The sequence below is a fragment of the Arthrobacter sp. ZGTC131 genome, from assembly GCF_002929275.1.
In the GTDB taxonomy this organism is placed as follows: Bacteria; Actinomycetota; Actinomycetes; order Actinomycetales; family Micrococcaceae; genus Arthrobacter.
The window spans coordinates 236,870-253,505 of record NZ_PJIK01000003.1 but is presented as its reverse complement, the minus strand read 5'-3'; the positions used below and the strand labels follow the sequence as shown (position 1 = coordinate 253,505).

At 67.4% G+C, this 16,636-nt stretch carries 16 protein-coding genes; 7 read left to right on the top strand and 9 right to left on the bottom strand.

What is annotated here, in order from left to right; genetic code table 11:
• Window positions 1-33: 33 nt before the first annotated feature.
• Together CXQ90_RS06215 and CXQ90_RS06210 are read left to right on the top strand one after the other, a co-directional pair.
• Window positions 34-1,017, top strand: a complete 984-nt coding sequence (locus CXQ90_RS06215; protein WP_181038444.1) for a DnaJ C-terminal domain-containing protein — start codon at window positions 34-36, stop codon at window positions 1,015-1,017.
• 15 nt (window positions 1,018-1,032) lie between these two features.
• Window positions 1,033-1,455 carry a heat shock protein transcriptional repressor HspR gene (locus CXQ90_RS06210; protein WP_104137760.1) on the top strand — a complete coding sequence of 141 codons (423 nt, stop codon included), beginning with the start codon at window positions 1,033-1,035 and terminating at the stop codon, window positions 1,453-1,455.
• 37 nt (window positions 1,456-1,492) lie between these two features.
• Here the strand turns inward: CXQ90_RS06210 and CXQ90_RS22830 are convergent, their stop codons facing one another.
• The gene (locus CXQ90_RS22830) at window positions 1,493-1,624 is read right to left on the bottom strand and encodes a hypothetical protein (RefSeq protein WP_258064382.1); all 132 of its coding nucleotides are present in this window, start codon (window positions 1,622-1,624) and stop codon (window positions 1,493-1,495) included.
• On the opposite strand from CXQ90_RS22830, the gene CXQ90_RS06205 reads away from it, so the two are divergent.
• Complete coding sequence (locus tag CXQ90_RS06205) at window positions 1,623-4,301, top strand: PEP/pyruvate-binding domain-containing protein (RefSeq protein WP_104137969.1); 2,679 nt, start codon at window positions 1,623-1,625, stop codon at window positions 4,299-4,301. The genes CXQ90_RS22830 and CXQ90_RS06205 overlap by 2 nt on opposite strands.
• A gap of 75 nt (window positions 4,302-4,376) precedes the next feature.
• On the opposite strand, the gene CXQ90_RS06200 is transcribed toward CXQ90_RS06205, so the two are convergent.
• The 8 genes from CXQ90_RS06200 to CXQ90_RS06165 form a co-directional block, all read right to left on the bottom strand.
• Window positions 4,377-5,339 carry a D-2-hydroxyacid dehydrogenase family protein gene (locus tag CXQ90_RS06200; RefSeq protein WP_104137759.1) on the bottom strand — a complete coding sequence of 321 codons (963 nt, stop codon included), beginning with the start codon at window positions 5,337-5,339 and terminating at the stop codon, window positions 4,377-4,379.
• A 222-nt stretch (window positions 5,340-5,561) separates the two neighbouring features.
• Window positions 5,562-5,957 carry a universal stress protein gene (locus CXQ90_RS06195; protein WP_104137757.1) on the bottom strand — a complete coding sequence of 132 codons (396 nt, stop codon included), beginning with the start codon at window positions 5,955-5,957 and terminating at the stop codon, window positions 5,562-5,564.
• Entirely contained in the window at window positions 5,954-7,630 is a 1,677-nt protein-coding gene (locus CXQ90_RS06190; RefSeq protein WP_258064381.1) for a tripartite tricarboxylate transporter permease, read from the bottom strand. The genes CXQ90_RS06195 and CXQ90_RS06190 overlap by 4 nt, the downstream gene beginning before the upstream one ends.
• Window positions 7,631-8,134 (bottom strand): tripartite tricarboxylate transporter TctB family protein, encoded by a 504-nt coding sequence (locus CXQ90_RS06185; RefSeq protein ID WP_104137756.1) that lies wholly within the window; start codon window positions 8,132-8,134, stop codon window positions 7,631-7,633. It abuts the gene before it with no gap.
• Window positions 8,131-9,141 (bottom strand): tripartite tricarboxylate transporter substrate binding protein, encoded by a 1,011-nt coding sequence (locus CXQ90_RS06180; protein WP_104137754.1) that lies wholly within the window; start codon window positions 9,139-9,141, stop codon window positions 8,131-8,133. Before CXQ90_RS06180 ends, CXQ90_RS06185 begins: the two co-directional genes overlap by 4 nt.
• A 193-nt stretch (window positions 9,142-9,334) precedes the next feature.
• On the bottom strand, window positions 9,335-10,477 hold the full coding sequence (locus CXQ90_RS06175) for an amidohydrolase family protein (RefSeq protein ID WP_104137753.1): 1,143 nt from the start codon (window positions 10,475-10,477) through the stop codon (window positions 9,335-9,337).
• On the bottom strand, window positions 10,477-11,841 hold the full coding sequence (locus CXQ90_RS06170; RefSeq protein ID WP_104137751.1) for a glutamine synthetase family protein: 1,365 nt from the start codon (window positions 11,839-11,841) through the stop codon (window positions 10,477-10,479). The genes CXQ90_RS06175 and CXQ90_RS06170 overlap by 1 nt, the downstream gene beginning before the upstream one ends.
• Window positions 11,842-11,947: 106 nt before the next feature.
• Window positions 11,948-12,748, bottom strand: a complete 801-nt coding sequence (locus CXQ90_RS06165; protein WP_104137749.1) for an IclR family transcriptional regulator — start codon at window positions 12,746-12,748, stop codon at window positions 11,948-11,950.
• Window positions 12,749-12,869: 121 nt separating this feature from the next.
• Between CXQ90_RS06165 and CXQ90_RS06160 the strand changes: the two genes are divergently transcribed.
• From CXQ90_RS06160 to CXQ90_RS06145, 4 genes are read left to right on the top strand one after another with little or no spacing between them, the layout of a single operon-like run.
• Entirely contained in the window at window positions 12,870-13,373 is a 504-nt protein-coding gene (locus CXQ90_RS06160) for a tripartite tricarboxylate transporter TctB family protein (protein ID WP_104137748.1), read from the top strand.
• 2 nt (window positions 13,374-13,375) lie between these two features.
• The gene (locus CXQ90_RS06155) at window positions 13,376-14,878 is read left to right on the top strand and encodes a tripartite tricarboxylate transporter permease (RefSeq protein WP_104137746.1); all 1,503 of its coding nucleotides are present in this window, start codon (window positions 13,376-13,378) and stop codon (window positions 14,876-14,878) included.
• Between the two features lie 54 nt (window positions 14,879-14,932).
• Window positions 14,933-15,949: a tripartite tricarboxylate transporter substrate binding protein gene (locus CXQ90_RS06150; RefSeq protein WP_104137745.1), complete on the top strand. Its 1,017-nt coding sequence runs from the start codon at window positions 14,933-14,935 to the stop codon at window positions 15,947-15,949.
• A 37-nt stretch (window positions 15,950-15,986) separates the two neighbouring features.
• The gene (locus tag CXQ90_RS06145) at window positions 15,987-16,616 is read left to right on the top strand and encodes a methyltransferase (protein ID WP_104137743.1); all 630 of its coding nucleotides are present in this window, start codon (window positions 15,987-15,989) and stop codon (window positions 16,614-16,616) included.
• The last annotated feature ends 20 nt before the right edge of the window (window positions 16,617-16,636 follow it).

Genomic DNA, 16,636 nt, shown 5'->3' with positions numbered 1-16,636 from the left:
TTAACGCTTTTGAACTTTTGAAAGGAAACGCCATTGGCTAGCCAGGACTGGGTGGACAAGGACTTTTACGCGATCCTTGGCATCGCCAAGGACGCTTCCGACGCTGACATCAAGAAGGCTTACCGGAAGCTCGCACGCCTGCACCACCCGGACACCAACTCCGGCGATGTTGCCTCGGAGAAGAAGTTCAAGGACATCTCCGAGGCATATTCAGTGCTGTCCGACCCCGATGAGCGCCAGCAGTACGACGCCATCCGCGCCATGGGCGGCGGCGCCCGCTTCGCTCCGCACGGTGCGGGCAGCAGCGCGAACGGCGGCTTCGAGGACCTCTTCGGCGGCCTGTTCACCGGCGGCGGTGGCCGGCACTCCGGAGGGTTCAGCACCGCCGGCGGCATCCCGCCCGAGTTCGCGGACCTGTTCGGCGGCGGCTTCGGCGGCGCCGGCGGCCCGGCGGGCTACCAGCGCGCGCCCCAGAAGGGTGCAGACCGGACGGCGACCACCAGCATCTCCTTCGCCGGGTCCATCCGCGGCACCACGATCGGCCTGCGCGAGCCGGACGGCGAGGTCATCGACGTGCGGGTACCGGCCGGCATCAAGGACGGCCAGAAGGTGCGCGTCCGCGGCAAGGGCCAGTACAGCCCCTCGGGCAACGGCGACCTGATGGTGACGGTCAACGTCAAACCCCACGACTTTTACACCCGCGACGGCGACAACCTCCGCATCCATGTGCCGGTCAGCTTCCCTGAGGCCGCCCTGGGTGCCGACATCGAGGTCCCCACCATCGACGGCGAACACGTCCGGGTCCGGGTGCCGGCCGGCACACCGTCCGGGCGGACGCTCCGGGTCAAGGGCCGCGGTGTGAAGACCTCAAAGGGCGCCGGCGATCTGCTGGTGACCATCGACGTCGCCGTTCCGCGGAATCTGAGCAAGGAAGCCGAGGAGGCCGTGAAAGCATTCGCAGCCGCCACCGCCGGCGCGGATGTCCGCGAGGGCCTGGCAGCCAAGGCCCGGCTCTAGCGACGGGCGTCAGCCGTGGACATCAACTTCGATCAGCCGATCTTCGTCATCTCGGTGGCAGCCGAGCTCGCTGACATGCACCCACAGACGCTCCGCCAGTACGACCGGCTCGGCATCGTTTCTCCCAGCCGCGCCCCGGGCAAGTCCCGCCGGTACTCCCAGCGGGACGTGACCATGCTGCGTCAGGTGCAGCGGCTCTCCCACGAAGGCGTCTCCCTCGAGGGGATCAAACGCATCCTCGAACTGGAGAACCAGGTGGCCGCACTGCAGCGGCGGGTGAGCGAACTGACCGAGGAACTGGGCCGCCGTCGTCAGCCCCTGGACTCCCGGATCTTCGCCGCCGGCACGGCCGGAGACGTGGTCAGCCTGGCCCGGGGACAGCGGCCGCGGGCCAGGTCCCAGGCCGTGGTGGTGTGGCGGCCGCACGGCATGGAGTAAGCGCCTCTCAACAGGCCCGCCAGGCGCTTCTGATGCGTCACGTCGGGCCATAGGACGGCTGGATCCGCCGTGCCAAAATGGGATCAGCCAGGCCCAGCGCTGCGGACCGGGCGTGCTGCCAGCTGGTCGGCGCTGTCAGCTGGCCCGGGCAGAAGGGACGCATGGTCATGACCTACACCAAGGACTTTGACCAGGTGGGGCGCGGCGACGTCGGCATGGCAGGCGGCAAGGGCGCCAACCTCGGGGAGCTTGCCCGGGCTGGATTTCCCGTTCCGCCCGGCTTCGTGCTGACCACCGCAGCCTATGCGGACTTCGTCGAGGCCAACGGCCTCGTGCCGCGCATCCTCGAACTTGCCACGTTTCCACCCGGTGCAGAGGGAACCGACTACGACGCCGCTGCGCAAAGCATCCGGGCGCTGTTCGCCGCCGGCGTGATGCCGGAGGACATCGCCCGCGAGCTGAGTGAGGCATACAGCGTGCTCTCCCGGCAGGCAGCAGCCCCGGGTGACGGCGGCGTTACGGATACGCCGGTTGCGGTCAGGTCCTCGGCCACTGCCGAAGACCTCGCCTCGGCCAGCTTCGCGGGCCAGCAGGACACCTACTTGAATGTCCGGGGCCCCGGCGACGTCGCGGCGGCGGTCATTGACTGCTGGGCGTCCCTGTGGAATGCGCGCGCCATGGCCTACCGGGCCCGTGCCGGGATCGATCCTGCCACGGTGCGCCTGGCAGTAGTGGTCCAGCAGATGGTCGAGTCGGAGGCCGCCGGGGTCATGTTCACCGCCAACCCTTCCAACGGCCGGCGCGACCAAGTGGTGATCAGTGCCGCCTGGGGTCTGGGTGAGTCGGTGGTCAGCGGAGCCGTCACCACCGACGACGTCGTGGTGGACTCCGGCGCGGGACGCGTGGAGTCGCGGCGGACGGCGGACAAGGAGGTCATGACCGGCTACGCGGACAAGGGCACCATGGAGTGGCCGGTCCCGGAACAGCAGCGCCGCCGGCCGGTCCTGGACGACGCGGCGGCGGCCGCGCTGGCACGGCAGGGGGTGGCCGTCGCGGAGCATTTCGGCGCGCCGCAGGACATCGAATGGGCGCGTTCGGCCGGCGAGTTCTTCATTGTCCAGTCCCGGCCGGTCACCGCGCTGCCGGAACCCGCTGCCGAGACCCCGGCAGACTGGCCGCTGCCCTATCCGAAGGGCATGTACTTCCGGGCAAGCATCGTGGAGCAGCTGCCCGATCCGCTCTCACCCTTGTTCGCCGACCTCATCGACGGCTCGGTGACGCGGTCGATCAGGGCCCTGCTGTCCGAGGCCGTGGGCCGTGACGTGGTGCGGGACGGCGACGTCTCCCTGCCCACGATCAACGGCTACGCCTATTACTACTACAGCTCCAGCGGCATGTGGCGGGTGATGGGCAAGTCCCTGACGGCGGTGCGTGCCCTCGCCCGCGGCAAGGCGCACATGGGCATTAAGGGCTGGCGGGACCATTCCCACCCCCGCTACCGCGGGCTGGTGCGTCGCTGGTCCGCCAAGCCGCTGAAGGACCTGCCTTCCACCGAGCTGCTGGGCGGGGTCTCCGAGCTGCTGGACGCCGGAACCGCCTATTACACGGCGGTGCAGTCCGTCATCCCGATCGCGGCCACAAGCGAGATCACGTTCCGGGCGTTCTACGACCGGCTGGTCCGCCGTGCCGGCGACCCGCCCGGGCAGACGTTCCTGCTCGGATTCGACAGCGAGCCCATGCGCGCCGAGAAGTCGCTGTACGACCTTGCGGCATGGACCCGCGGTCATCCGGAGCTGGCCGCAGCCTTCACCTCCGGACCCGCCGAGTCGATCGCCGAGTCGGTCCGGACGGGCGACACGCCAGCCGGCGTGGACGCGGGGGAGTGGGAGCAGTGGCGCACGCGCTTCCAGCGGCATCTGGACCGGTTCGGGCATGCCGTGTACAACCTTGACTTCGTCAACCCGGTGCCCGCCGACGATCCTTCGGCCCTGCTGGAAACCCTGAAATTCTTCGTGCGCGGCGAGGGAAGCGACCCGCATGGGCGCCAGCAGCGGTCGGCAGAGCGCCGCGAGGACCAGAGCCGGGCAATCCGCGACAGGCTCGGGCCCGCCCGCCGGGCCGGGTTTGTCCGGCTGCTGCGCTGGGCACAAAGGGCGGCACCCGTGCGTGAGGATGCGCTGGCCGACATCGGTTTGGCATGGCCGCTGATGCGCCGGATGCTGCTGGAGCTAGGCCAGCGGCTGGTGGGCTCGGGCATCATCGCCGAATCCGCCGACATCTTCTGGCTGAGGCTCGGCGAGCTCCGCAATGCCATCGACTTCGGCCTTGCCACACCGGGCGCCGCCATCACCGGCACCGAACGGCCGGTACGGGCTGAGGCCGTGGAGCAGCGCAAGATGCTGTGGCGGGGCCAGCGGAAGGCCGCCGCGCCGCAGCTCCTGCCCGAGAGCCGCTGGGTAGAGCGGGCGTTCGGAAGCATGATGCCGGCCCGCTCCCAGGACCAGCCCGGCGACACCTTCTCCGGAGTCGGCGCCAGTTCCGGGCAGGTGACCGCGCCGGCGCGCGTCCTCGGCGGCCCCGAGGACTTCGCCACCATGCGGCCGGGGGAAGTCCTGGTGGCCCGCATGACCACGCCAGCGTGGACGCCGCTGTTCGCCATGGCGTCGGGAGTGGTCACCGATGTGGGCGGACCGCTGAGCCACAGCTCCATCGTCGCCCGGGAATACGGCATCCCCGCCGTTCTCGGCACGGGCGTGGCCACGCAGCGGCTGACGAGCGGCCGGCAGGTCAGGGTCGACGGCGACGCCGGCACGGTCACGCTCGAGCCCGAGCCCGCCGAGGCGTGACTGCGGCGCCGGGGCCCGCCGCGGGTTAATCACCCGACGGTATACGGCCGGCCTGCCGGCGGACCGCCGTACCGGCTAGGGGGTCAGCGTCCGGACCGGGGCGCCGTCCAGCCAGGCTGTCACGTCCTCGAACGCGCCGCCGAAGAACGCCCGGTAGCTCTCCTGCGTGACATACCCAAGGTGGGGCGTCAGGAGTGCACGGGGAGCGGCCAGCAGCTGATGCCCTGCCGGAAGGGGTTCCTCGTCGAACACGTCAATGGCTGCCCCGCGGATCCACCCCTCCTGCAGGGCGGTGACGAGGGCCTGCTGATCCACGAGCGGGCCGCGGGCGGTGTTCACCAGGACACCTTCGGGCCCAAGGAGCTGCAGCTCGCGTTCGCCGACCGTCCCCTCGGACCGCGGCGACAGCCGCAGGTGCAGGGACACGACGTCGGACTCCGTGAAGAGTTCTTCCTTGCTGACCTTGCGGGCCCCGGCGGCCGCGGCGGTATCCTCGGTCAGGTTCTGGCTCCATGCCAGCACGTCCATCCCGAAGGCGCGGCCGTAGCCGGCGATCCGCGTGCCGATCTTCCCCAGCCCGACGATTCCCAGCGTCTTTTCGGACAGCTCGAAGCCGATGGCCTGCTGCCAGTTGCCGGACCGCAGGGAGTCTTCTTCCGCGGTCAGGTTCCGGGCGAAAGCCAGCAGCAACGCCCACGTCAGTTCCGGCGCCGCGGTGGGTGAGCCGCCGGTTCCACACACCACCACGCCGTGGTCGGCCGCCGCCTGCAGATCGATGGCCGCGTTGGCGGCGCCGGTGGTCACGAGCAGCTTCAGCCGGGGCAGCTGCCCGATGACGCTGCGGGGGAACGGCGTGCGCTCCCGCATTGCGATGACGATGTCAAAGTCCGCGAGGGCCGCCAGGGTTTCGGCTTCCGAGCCAAAATGCCCGCCGAACACCACGACGGCGACGCCGCGCTGCCCCAGGGAGCTCCACGGGGCGTAGTCCTCCGCGACTCCTTGGTAGTCGTCCAGGATGGCTAGCCGGTACTGGTTCATGGGTTTACGGTATCGGACGGCGGCTGTCAGGGCCTGCGGTCACGACCGGCGCGCCTGGCCGGGAACCCCGCCGGGAACCCCGCCGGGAATCCCGCCGGCGATCCGCGTGCCGTCAAGGGTGGACCCTTTAAGGTGCCGCGGGCCGGGGCCCGGATCCCGATTGATCCGGACCCGGGCCCGGGGTGTGATGAGTGAAACGCGGCTGGTGGTGTTCCGGCAGCGTCAGGCGCCGGCTTTGACCGCCAGCACGGGGCAGGACGCTTCGAGCAGGATCTGCTGCGCCGTGCTGCCCATGATCAGTTTCCCCACGGGGGTGCGCTTCCTGAGGCCGATGACAATCAGTTCCGCCCGGTATTTGTCCGCAGCCTCCAGGACCTCGCTGGCCACGTCGTTGCCGCGGACCGGCTGAAGGACCAGGTGGTCGATGCCTTCCTTTTCCAGCCGTTCCGTGACCTCGTTGATGTCCTGTGCCTGGGCGTACCGCTTGTCCACGATGGCGTCGCCCCGTGAGGAGTTGATGATGACCAGGCGGCTCTGGCTCTTGTGGGCCTCGCTGATGGCGCGGTCGAGTGCTGCCGTGCCCTCTGCCGTGGGGACGTAGCCGACGATGATGCTCACGATTTCTCCTGTCCGTGGTTGGCGGGTGTGGCGTCTGCGGTGTTGGCATCCGTAGTTTTGCCGTCGGCGGCAGCAGCCTGACCGGGCGAAACCGCCGTCGTACGTTCCGCCGTCGGACGTTCCGCCGTCGGACCGCCTGCGGCGGGGCCGGCGGCAACTGTACCGCCGCCAACAGCCACGGCGGTGCGCGGCCGCATGCGGCGCCATGCCTTGAACAGCAGGGGCCAGGCCAGGACGAGGGCCACGATGATGTAGACGACGACGGCGATCGGCTCGCTCCAAAGGCCGGAGACGTCACCGGCGCTCAGCTGCAGGGTCTGGCGGAGCTGCTTTTCAATGCGTGGCCCCAGGATCAGGCCTAGGATGAGCGGGAGCACCGGGAGTCCGAAGCGCCTCATCATGAAGCCCAGTGCGCCCACGACCAGCAAAATCACCAGGTCGAACGCCTGCAGGTTGACTGAGTAGGCACCCAACGTGGCGAAGAACAGGATGCCCGCGTACAGGTAGGGCCGGGGCAGCCGGAGCAGCTTCGCCCAGACCGGTGCCAGGGGAAGGTTCACCAGCAGCAGCAGTGTGTTGCCGATGAAGAGACTGGCGATCAGTGCCCATACCAGGGGGCCCTCGTTTTCGAACAGAAGCGGTCCCGGCTGGATGCCAAACTGGGTGAACGCTGCCAGCATGACGGCGGCGGTGGCGTTCGTCGGGAGGCCCAGAGCCAGCATCGGGGTCAGGGTGCCCGCAGCGGCGGCGTTGTTGGCAGCCTCGGGACCGGCGACACCTTCGATGGCACCCTTGCCGAACTCCTCGGGGTGCTTGGACAGCCGCTTCTCCGTCACGTAGGAGAGGAAGGTAGGAATTTCGGCTCCACCTGCGGGCAGGGCGCCGAAGGGGAATCCGAATGCCGTGCCGCGCAGCCACGGCTTCCATGAGCGCTTCCAGTCCTGCTTGCCCATCCACGGCCGTCCGACCGGGATGATCTGCAGCGGTGTGCGGCGCAGGTGGGCGGCGACCCACAGGGCCTCGCCCACAGCGAAGATCGCGACGGCAATGACGACGATGTCGAGCCCATCGGCCAGCAGGGGCTGACCGAACGTGAGGCGCCGCTGCCCGGAAACGGAGTCGATACCAACCAGGCCGATGGCCAGGCCGAGGCCCAACGAAGCGAAGCCGCGGAGCCGGGACGCACCCAGGACCGCGGTGACGGCCAGCAGTGCAAGGACCATGATCGCGAAGTAGCTGGGGGAGCCGAGGCTGACGGCGAACTCAACCACGATGGGGGTGAAGACCACGAGCAGGGCGGTGCCGATGGTGCCGGCCACGAACGAGCCGATGGCCGCCGTCGCCAATGCCTGGGCGGCCTTGCCTGCCTTTGCCATCCTGTTGCCCTCGATGGCGGTGATTACGGAAGACGATTCGCCGGGTGTGTTGAGCAGGATCGACGTGGTGGAACCGCCGTACATGCCGCCGTAGTAGATGCCGGCGAACATGATGAACGCACTGGTGGGTTCGAGGACCATGGCCACCGGGAGCAGCAGCGCCACGGTCATGGCCGGACCGATGCCGGGCAGGACGCCGACGGCGGTGCCCAGGAGGACGCCGATCAGGGCATACAGGAGGTTCATGGGGGTCAGCGCCGTCGCGAACCCGTCCATGAGTGAGGACAGGATGTCCATCTAGAGAATCCCTTCAAGGAGCCCGGCGGGAAGGGCGATGCCCAGGCCGAGGTAGAAGCCGTAGAAGGTCAGGAGCGCCAGGGCCAGCGCGATCAGTCCGTCACGGACATAGTGGCGGCTTCCGAGAGCCCAGACGCTGCCCCAAAAGAGCACTGTTCCGGAGATGACCCAGCCGGCCCAGTCGATCAGCAGGATGTTGGCGATGAAGGCGCCAGCCAGCGGAAGGATGGTCCTCCAGTCGGCCGGATGGCTCAGGTCGATGTCTTCGCCGGCTTCGGCCTCGCCGTGGCCGCCGCGCAAAACGTTTACTGCCAGCATCACGGCGCAAACCAGCAGCAGCGATCCTACGATGATCGGCAAGGCCTTGGGGCCCACCGGGTCTGACTGGGAGTAGGGCACAACCAGGCGCGCTGCGTCGAAGAGGACCAAGGCGCCGACCGCCCCGAGCAGGGCTGCGACGCCCAGCTCGGAGCGGCCTTTGAGACGGGTGGACAAGGAGGTCACGCCAGGCCGAGCTTCGTCAGGACGTCGGCAACGCGCTTGTCCTGGTCCGTGAGGAAGGACTTGAACTCGTCGCCGGTGATGAAGGCGTCGGTCCAGCCGCGCGTTTTCAGGGTTTCCTTCCAGGACGCCGACTCATGCATCTTCTGCAGGGTGGCGATCAGCGCGTCCCGGTCGGCATCGCTGATGCCCGGAGGGGCTACGATGCCGCGCCAGTTGGTGAAGACCAGGTCGATGTTGGATTCCTTGAGCGTGGGGGCATCCACTCCTTCAAGCCGGTTCTCGCCGCTGGTTGCCAGCACGCGGATGTCTCCGGATTTGATCTGCTGGATGTATTCCCCGGCACCGGAAGCCGCGAAGCCCAGCTTGTTTCCGAGGATAGCCGGGAGCAGGTCGCCGCCGCCGTCGTAGGAAACGAAGTTGACCTTCTTGGCGTCGATGCCAACAGCACCTGCGAGCTGCATGGGCAGGAGGTGGTCCGGGCCGCCGGCTGAGGAGCCGCCGCCGACGCTGATCTTGGACGGGTCCTTCTTCCAGGCGGTGACGAGGTCGTCGATGGTCTTGTACGGGGAGTCCTTGGACACCATGATGGCGCCGGGCTCTTCGATGAGCCTGGCCAGCGGGGTGGTCTCGGTCAGCTTCGACTCGGACTTGTTGGTGTAGCTGGCTCCGACGACGCCGAGCCCCATCAGCATGGTCAGGTCGCCGTTGGCCTTTTCGTTGACGATGCGGGCCAGGCCCACAGTGCCGCCGGCGCCGGCGAGGTTGAAGACCTCGGGGTTGGTGGCGAGTTTCTCGTCTTCGAGAACCTTCGCCGCGGCGCGGGCCGTGGTGTCGTAGCCGCCGCCGGGGGTGTTGGGCACCATGATCCGCAGCCCGGCGAGGGGGGCGGCGTCCGCGCCGGTGGTGGCGGGGCCGGCGGCAGGCTTGCTGGTTGCTCCGCAGCCTGAAGCCATCAGGGCGATGCCTGCTGCGACTGCAGCTACGCGCAATGCGCTCAATCCGCGCATGTTGTTCCTCTTCTCGTTGGTCCGATTGATCGGTGTGTTCTGATGCTAGGACCGAAAGTGATGCGGCTCACTCTTGTGTAACCAGAGAACGTTAAGTTCATTGCGTTCACGTTTCCGGGGGCGCACGGCGGGCCGTCGGGGCTTATCAGCCCTGCTTGCTGCGGCGGGTTGGTGGCACGGGCAGATCGGTGCCTCAGGGAAGCCCGTATACGCGGAGGGCGTTGTCGCGCGCGGTGAGCTGCACGATCCTGCGGGCGTCCGCCTCTGACCAGTCGTGGTCGTCGATCCAGCCGCCGACTACCTTGGTGATGGCGTTGCGCCAGAGTCTCGCTCCGAGGTAGTGGAGTTCGGCCGGGCCGAAGGCGTCCGAGGAGTAAAGGACTTTTGTGAAGGGAGCCAGTTCGAAGGAGCGGGCCACCAAGTCCGGGCTCCGTGACCCGGTGAAGTTCACCGCAAGGCCGACGTCAATGTAGACGTTTTCAAAGGCGTGGGCCAGGTAGCCGGCCTCGCGCTCGAACGGATAGCAGTGGAGCAGCATGATCGGTGTGTCTCGGACCCCGGGGGATCGGAGAAGGTCCAGGAGGTACAGGGGATTGGTTTTGTGGAGGTCCAGGTCGCGGTCACCGAATCCGACGTGGAACTGCAACGGAAGGTTCAGCGACACCGCCGTATGGATCCCGTGGGCGATGAGTGTCACGTCCGTTAGCTTCGGAGTCGTCCCGTCGCCCAGGTTCGCCTGCCAGCGGCGGGCGGCTTCAGCAACAGCAGCCGGGGCCGGTCGGCTGAGGTCCCGGTCGAATCCTGCACGGTAGGCGAGGACTGTTTTGAAGCCCACAGCGCTGAGGGCGAGGGTCTGAAGCCGCTGCCCGAACTCTTCGACGTAATCTGCCGGGTCGGCAAGCTGCTGGATCAGCGACTCGGCCACCAGCTCCAGCCGGACGATCTCGTGGGTCCGCCCGCCGGAAACGTCGGCCATGCCGGCCGGCCCGAGGTAGTCGGCGGCGTCTAATCCTGTGTCGACCAGCCAGTCGCTCACCCCGGCAGCGCGGGTCATGCGGCGGCTGACCTCGAGTTCCGCAAGCTCGGAGCGGCGGCTCCAGTATTCCGCGGGTGAGGCGTGCCGGGGCAGATCAAGAATGCCGCTGCACCAGCGTCGGATGGCCAGCCCGACTTGCGTGTTGTAGGTGTCGTCGGGCTGGGTCAGGGGCTCGTTGTTCCCCTCGTTGAGTGAGTTCTGAAAGCGTGCCTCATCGCCGTCGGCTTGAAACGCGCCATGCACGTGGTGGTCAACGAGACTGACCTGTTCGACGAAGTCCGCGAAGGAACTGCCAGCCATCAGATGGACCAGGCAAGTCGAAACCGTTCGGCAAGCGCGTCCGGCGCGAGTTCCGCGGAGGTCCGCTGTTCATAGCGCCGGACGGCCACGGTGGCATCGACGATGGCGTCCCCGAGAAGCCCGCGTGCGAGGCGTGACTTGTCCAGCGTGTCGATGATGGCGGCGGGGGAGTCGGAGAGCAGACGTACATTGGCCCGGTGCCGTTCGTCTTCGGAAAGCCTTGCCGGGTCGCCGGGGATTTCTCCCGGGAGCTCTCGCCCGCTGCGGATGCCGTCAAGGGCGAGAGCAAGGATGGCTGCGGAGGCCAGGTACACGTTTGCCGACGGGTCGATGATTTTCACCTCGACGTTGGGTCCGTGCGGATTGCTCTCGCCCTCGTTCAGAAAGCGCACCGAGGCTTCCCGGTTTTCCAGGCCCCAGCACAAGTAGGCTCCCGACCACGTGCCGGGTGCCAACCGGCTTCCGGACAAGACTGATCCCGTGAGGAAACCTTGGATATCGGGGAGTCCTTCGATGATTCCACCGATGGCCGCGCCGCCCTCGTGGGAGATGCCGTGCGGACCGCTGCCGCCGGAGAACAGCGACATGCCGTTCGTCTGGAGCGACAGGTGCTGGTGGGCACCGTTTCCGACGGCGCCGGCAAAGGGCAGGGGGGAGAACGAGGCCTGCATGCCGTGCGCTCTGGCCACGATGCCAACGATGACCTTGGCGAAGACCGCGGTGTCCGCGGCGTGAACGGGCGAGGCCGGGGGAAGGGAAAACTCGAACTGGTTTCTGCCGTATTCGGCGTGGATCTGCTCGATGGGAAGACCCGCCTGGTTCATCGCTGACAGCAGATCTTCGAGGAGCTCGGAGCGGTCCAGAAGGCCGGTTGCCCCGTACGGCACCCAAGGTGTGTTCTCCAGCGCTGAACCATCCGGGGAGACGAGGAAAAATTCAAGTTCGTGGCCCACGAGTGCCCGGTATCCGGCCGCGTCGAGTCTGCCCTCGACGTCGGCCAGGATGCCGCGGGCACAGGCCGGAGACGCGGCTCCGTCTTGTTCGAAAAGGTTGGCCGGCGCCCATGCCCGGCCCCCCGGCAGTACACGGAGTCCCGCGATATCGATCTTGAGGCGCATATCGCCAACGGGCGTGATGGTGTCCGTGAACGCAATCCCGCCGTCGATGGCGAAGACATGCCAGACAGGGGCAGCACCCATCCCGGAATGGTGGAAAATTCCGAGCCGGGCTAGCGGAACGCTCTTGGCCAGGGTGACGCCCGAAGCATTCACCACAGTGCCGATCACGGTGCGGACGCCGGCATCCTGGAGTTCGCGTTGCGCCCTTACGACGGCGGATTCGTCGGCTGATGCGATGTGAGTCATGCGCCTATCATGCGGCGCCTACCCGCCCAAGGAAAGGTTCACAAACGAGCGTGCTTTGGCTTCTGCCGCCGCCTCCGGCGCGACGCGCGCCGGAAGTGACACCGGACTAGTAGACGGACCCTTCCAGGAGTTCTGAGAGGCGGCCGGCGGCGCGCCGGAGTTCCGGGACTCCGGCCTTGAGGCCGGCTTCGGTGGCTGTCTCGACGGGGCTGGTCAGGGCGATGGATTCGCTGGGGCGCCCGCCCCTGTTGGGGACCGCGACGGCGACCGACAGGACGCCGGTGGCGCGCTCGTCTGCGGAGTAGGCGTAGTCGGCGCCGGCTTCCGGCAGGCGTGAGCGAAGTCCGTCGATCGTGAAGGTGCCGTCCTCGTGGCCGGCCGCAACGGCAGCAGCCACCGCCTGCCGGAGTTCGGCCTCGGAGGCGGAGGCCAGCAGGATTTTCCCGGCCGCCCCCACGGTGAGGGGGAGGCGTTTGCCCAGCGGCAGGTCGTAGCGGAGGGGCGAGTCGCCGTCGACGCGTGCCACGAGGATCCTTTCGAAGCCAAGCCTCGTATACAGGGATGCCGTTAGTCCCGTCTGGGAGGCCACCTGCTGAAGGATCGGCCGGGCGGCGACGACCAGGGGGTCGTTCTCCAGATAGCTTCGGGCGGCAGGCAGGACCGCCGGCCCGATCCGGTACGACTTGTCGGTCTGGCTGACCATGCCGAAATCCTGAAGGACGCGCAGTATCCGCAGGGTAGTCGGCAGGCTCATGCCGCAGGCCCTGGCCAGATCACTGAGCCGCTGCGGCCGCTCCGCGCGCTGCAGTTCGGCGTAGACCTCCATCGCCCTGGACAGGGAGCGCATGTTTCCGGACTTCGGGCCGTCCTCGGGAGAGCTGGCTGAATGAGTCGAAGTCACCGTCATTCTTTCATTGTATGTAACTTCCTTGCGCTTGACAGGCTTTGTGTCTCCTGTCACTATTTCTTCAGACGCAATACTCTTTCATTCTATGAAATGAAGGACCACGGAACGTAAGAAGGAAACGATGACAACGGAGTCAGTAATGACCAAGCCCGGGCGCGCCGCCCGGGTCGCCCCCTCCGTGCTGGTGGGCATCGGTGCATTCGTCGCAGTCGGCGTGTATGTGCTGGTGAGTTCGTTGGGCCTCGGCCTGTGGACGTCCCTGGGGCCCGGCCCCGGACTGTTCCCGTTTGCCATGGGCGGGGTGCTGGTGTCGATGTCCGTCATCTGGCTCGTCCAGGAGTTGCGGCGCCCCAGCGAAACGTCCGACGGTGTGGACCGCGGCCTCGTAATCGCCGTCGTGGCCAGCCTGGCCATCGTGGCAGCCGTGATGGACCTGCTCGGTTTTCAGCTCAGCATGTTCCTCTTCCTGATGTACCACCTGAAGGTTCGCGGGCGCAGGACCTGGATCTCATCGCTGATCATCGCCCTGGCCGGCAGCGTCGGAGCGTTCTACGCCTTCAACTACGGCCTGAACGTCGCCCTTCCCGTTTCGGCACTTTCTCCGCTGAACCTGATCGGACTCTAGACATGGACATACTCAACGACCTGCTCGGCGGCTTCGCCGCCGCCATGACCTGGCAGAACCTGCTGTTCGCTTTCGTCGGCTGCCTGCTCGGCACCGTCATCGGCGTGCTGCCCGGCATCGGGCCCGTCGCCGGCGTCGCCCTGCTCATCCCGCTCACCATGAACCTGGACGCGACCGGGGCGATCATCATGCTGTGCGCCATCTTCTACGGCACCGCCTACGGGGGAACGATCACCAGCGTCCTGCTGAACACCCCCGGGGAAGCAGCCTCCGCGATCACCACCATCGACGGCTACGCCATGACCAAGATCGGCCGGGCAGGAGCCGCCCTGACCATCGCCGCCGTCGGATCCTTCGTCGGCGGAACCATCGCCACCCTCGGCCTGGTGGCCGCCGCCAAACCGCTGGGCGAGCTGGGCCTGCTGGTCGGACCGCCTGAGTTCTTCGCCCTGATGGTGGTGGGCATCTCCCTCCTGGTTGCCCTGGCCGGCAAGTCGATGGTGAAGGCCCTCATCTCCGGAGCCCTGGGCCTGCTCATTTCCATGGTGGGGATCGACCCTGTGGCGGGCGCTCCCCGCTTCACCTTCGGCATGGACAGGCTCCTGGACGGTGTCAGCTTCGTGGCCGTCATCGTCGGTGTCTTCGGACTTTCCGAAATCCTGTCCTACCGCAAGGACCCGCACGCCGCCACAGTGCACGCCCCCGGCCTGCGGTCCCTGCTCCCGTCACGGACGGAATGGCAGCGCAGCGCCCCGGCGATGGCCCGCGGCACCGGCATCGGCTTTGGCCTGGGCCTCATCCCGGGCATGACCGGCTCCGTGTCATCCCTGCTCGCGTACGGTGCCGAGAAGAAGTTCTCCCGGCACCGCAACGAACTCGGCAAAGGTGCAGTGGAAGGCGTCGCCGGGCCGGAAACGGCCAACAACGCCCACGCCAACGCCGCGCTGATCCCGCTGTTCACCCTCGGCATCCCGGCATCCCCGACAATCGCCGTGCTCATGGGAGCGTTCCTCCAGCAGGGCCTCACCCCCGGGCCCACCCTGTTCACGGAGAACTCGGAAATCGCCTGGGCGATCATCGCCAGCCTCTTCATCGGCAACCTGCTCCTGCTGCTCCTGAACGTTCCGCTGGTGGGCCTGTGGACCTCCATCCTGCGCGTGCCAGCGTCGATCCTGACCGCCCTGATCCTGCTGTTCATGGTCATCGGCGCCTACACGATCAACTTCAGCGTCTTCGATGTGTTCGTCATGATCGGCTTCGGACTCCTCGGCCTCGCACTGAGGCACCTGGACATCCCGCTCGCCCCGATGGTCCTCACCCTCGTGCTCGGTCCCCTCATGGAACGGTCCCTGCGGGAGTCCCTCGAAATCTCCCAGGGCGACTTCGGCATCTTCGTGAACCGCCCCATCTCCATGGTGCTGATCGGCATCGGCGTCCTGATCATTTTCAGCCCCCTGCTCAAGCTCCGTAAGCCCAAAGCCCTCAACGAAGACCCCGAAACCTAAACCACACCCCCACCCGAACCCCTACCTGATCCACCCCTTCAAAGGAGAAGAACCTTGACCCGCACCCGTAGCACCCGCACCCGCATCACCGTCGCGTTCGCCGCAGCAGCCCTCATCGCACTCACTGGCTGCGGCGCCAACGCCGGCGCCACCACCGCCGCCGGGGATGACTTCCCCAAGAAAGGCAAGTCGATCGACCTGATCGTGGCCTTCTCATCCGGCGGAGCCGTGGACACCGCGGCCCGGCTCGTCCAGCCGATCCTCGAGAAAGAACTCGGCACCAACGTCGAGGTCATCAACAAGCCCGGCGCCGGCGGACAGATCGGCTACACCCAACTCACCAGCGCTGAGCCCGATGGCTACACCATCGGCGCAACCGGTTCCCCGTCCGTCGTCGTCTCACCGCTGGACCCCGCACGCGGCGCGAAGTACACCCGCGCCAGCTTCCAGCCCCTCGGCCGGCAGGTCATCGACCCCGCCGTGATCGCCGTGCAGCCTGACAGCCCGTACAAGACGCTGAAGGAACTCCTTGACGCTGCCAAAGCCCAGCCGAAGTCGATGACCGCCAGCACCACCGGCCTGCAGACCGGCGAACACTTTGCCTTGGCCCAGATCCAGGAAACCACCGGCGCGGAATTCGCACCGGTGCACTTCTCCGAAGGCGCATCCCAGGCCACCACGGCCTTCCTGGGCAAGCACGTGGACATCCTCGTCGCCAATGTCAGCGACGTGAACGACCTGACCAAGCAGGGCAAGGCCCGCGTCCTGGGCGTAATGACCGCCGAACGCTCACCCGCACTGCCGGATGTCCCCACCTTCAAGGAATCCGGCTATGAAGTGGAAGCAGGAACCGCCCGCGGCTACTCCGCTCCGGCAGGGCTGCCGGACGCTGTCGCCAAGAAGCTCGAAGCCGCTATCCAGAAGGCCATTGAGGATCCGGCCGTCGCCCAGAAGATGAAGGACCTCGGCCTGCAGACCAGCTACCTCTCCGGCAAGGAATACGAGACGTTCTGGGCCGGACAGGAAGAGGACTTCAAGAAGGTCCTCCCGATGGTCATGAAAAAAGACTAGCCCTCCCGCCAGACACCATCCACGGAAGAAATCCACCATGACAACTCCCGTCCTTGAGGACATCAACGCAGACTTCGCCCGCCCCGACCGGGACGTGGTCGACCGCCTAGCCAAACTGCCGGCCGCCAACATCGGCGACGCCATGGACCGCCTCGGCGTCGCGGACTCGGCCATCCAGGCCATCTGGTCCGGCGCCCGCCTCGCCGGACCCGCCTTCACCGTCTGGACCCGCCCCGGCGACAACCAGGGCATCCACCGGGCGCTGCAGCTCGCCCGCCCCGGAGACGTGATCGTCGTCTGCGGCGGCGGGGACGAGTCCCGGGCCCTGTTGGGTGAACTCATCGGCGAACGGGCCATCAACCTGGGCCTCGCCGGCTTCGCACTGGACGGCGCGGCCCGTGACGCCGAAGCCCTCGGCGAGATCGGCATGCCGGTCTTTGCCCGCGCCATCACTCCCGCCGGCCCGTACAAGAACGGCCCCTCCCGCTTGTGCACCCCCATTTCGTTCGGCGGGTTGCCCGTTCTCCCGGGTGATGTCATCATCGGCGACTCCGACGGCGTCGTCGTCATCCCCCGGGAACAGGCAGCCAGCGTGGCACAGGCCGCGGAAGCCGTCTTCGCCGACGAAACCAACCGCCGGGCGGCCATCGTCGCCGACCGCCGCTAAGCAAGAAAGACACAAGACAA

Excerpts from the sequence above, each read along its gene's own strand:
- CXQ90_RS06205 (WP_104137969.1), top strand. The coding sequence starts at position 1,623 with ATGACCTACACCAAGGACTTTGACCAGGTGGGGCGCGGCGACGTCGGC.
- CXQ90_RS22830 (WP_258064382.1), bottom strand. The coding sequence starts at position 1,624 with ATGACCATGCGTCCCTTCTGCCCGGGCCAGCTGACAGCGCCGACCAGC.
- CXQ90_RS06200 (WP_104137759.1), bottom strand. The coding sequence starts at position 5,339 with ATGAACCAGTACCGGCTAGCCATCCTGGACGACTACCAAGGAGTCGCG.
- CXQ90_RS06190 (WP_258064381.1), bottom strand. The coding sequence starts at position 7,630 with ATGGACATCCTGTCCTCACTCATGGACGGGTTCGCGACGGCGCTGACC.
- CXQ90_RS06180 (WP_104137754.1), bottom strand. The coding sequence starts at position 9,141 with ATGCGCGGATTGAGCGCATTGCGCGTAGCTGCAGTCGCAGCAGGCATC.
- CXQ90_RS06175 (WP_104137753.1), bottom strand. The coding sequence starts at position 10,477 with ATGGCTGGCAGTTCCTTCGCGGACTTCGTCGAACAGGTCAGTCTCGTT.
- CXQ90_RS06170 (WP_104137751.1), bottom strand. The coding sequence starts at position 11,841 with ATGACTCACATCGCATCAGCCGACGAATCCGCCGTCGTAAGGGCGCAA.
- CXQ90_RS06165 (WP_104137749.1), bottom strand. The coding sequence starts at position 12,748 with ATGACGGTGACTTCGACTCATTCAGCCAGCTCTCCCGAGGACGGCCCG.
- CXQ90_RS06160 (WP_104137748.1), top strand. The coding sequence starts at position 12,870 with ATGACAACGGAGTCAGTAATGACCAAGCCCGGGCGCGCCGCCCGGGTC.
- CXQ90_RS06155 (WP_104137746.1), top strand. The coding sequence starts at position 13,376 with ATGGACATACTCAACGACCTGCTCGGCGGCTTCGCCGCCGCCATGACC.
- CXQ90_RS06145 (WP_104137743.1), top strand. The coding sequence starts at position 15,987 with ATGACAACTCCCGTCCTTGAGGACATCAACGCAGACTTCGCCCGCCCC.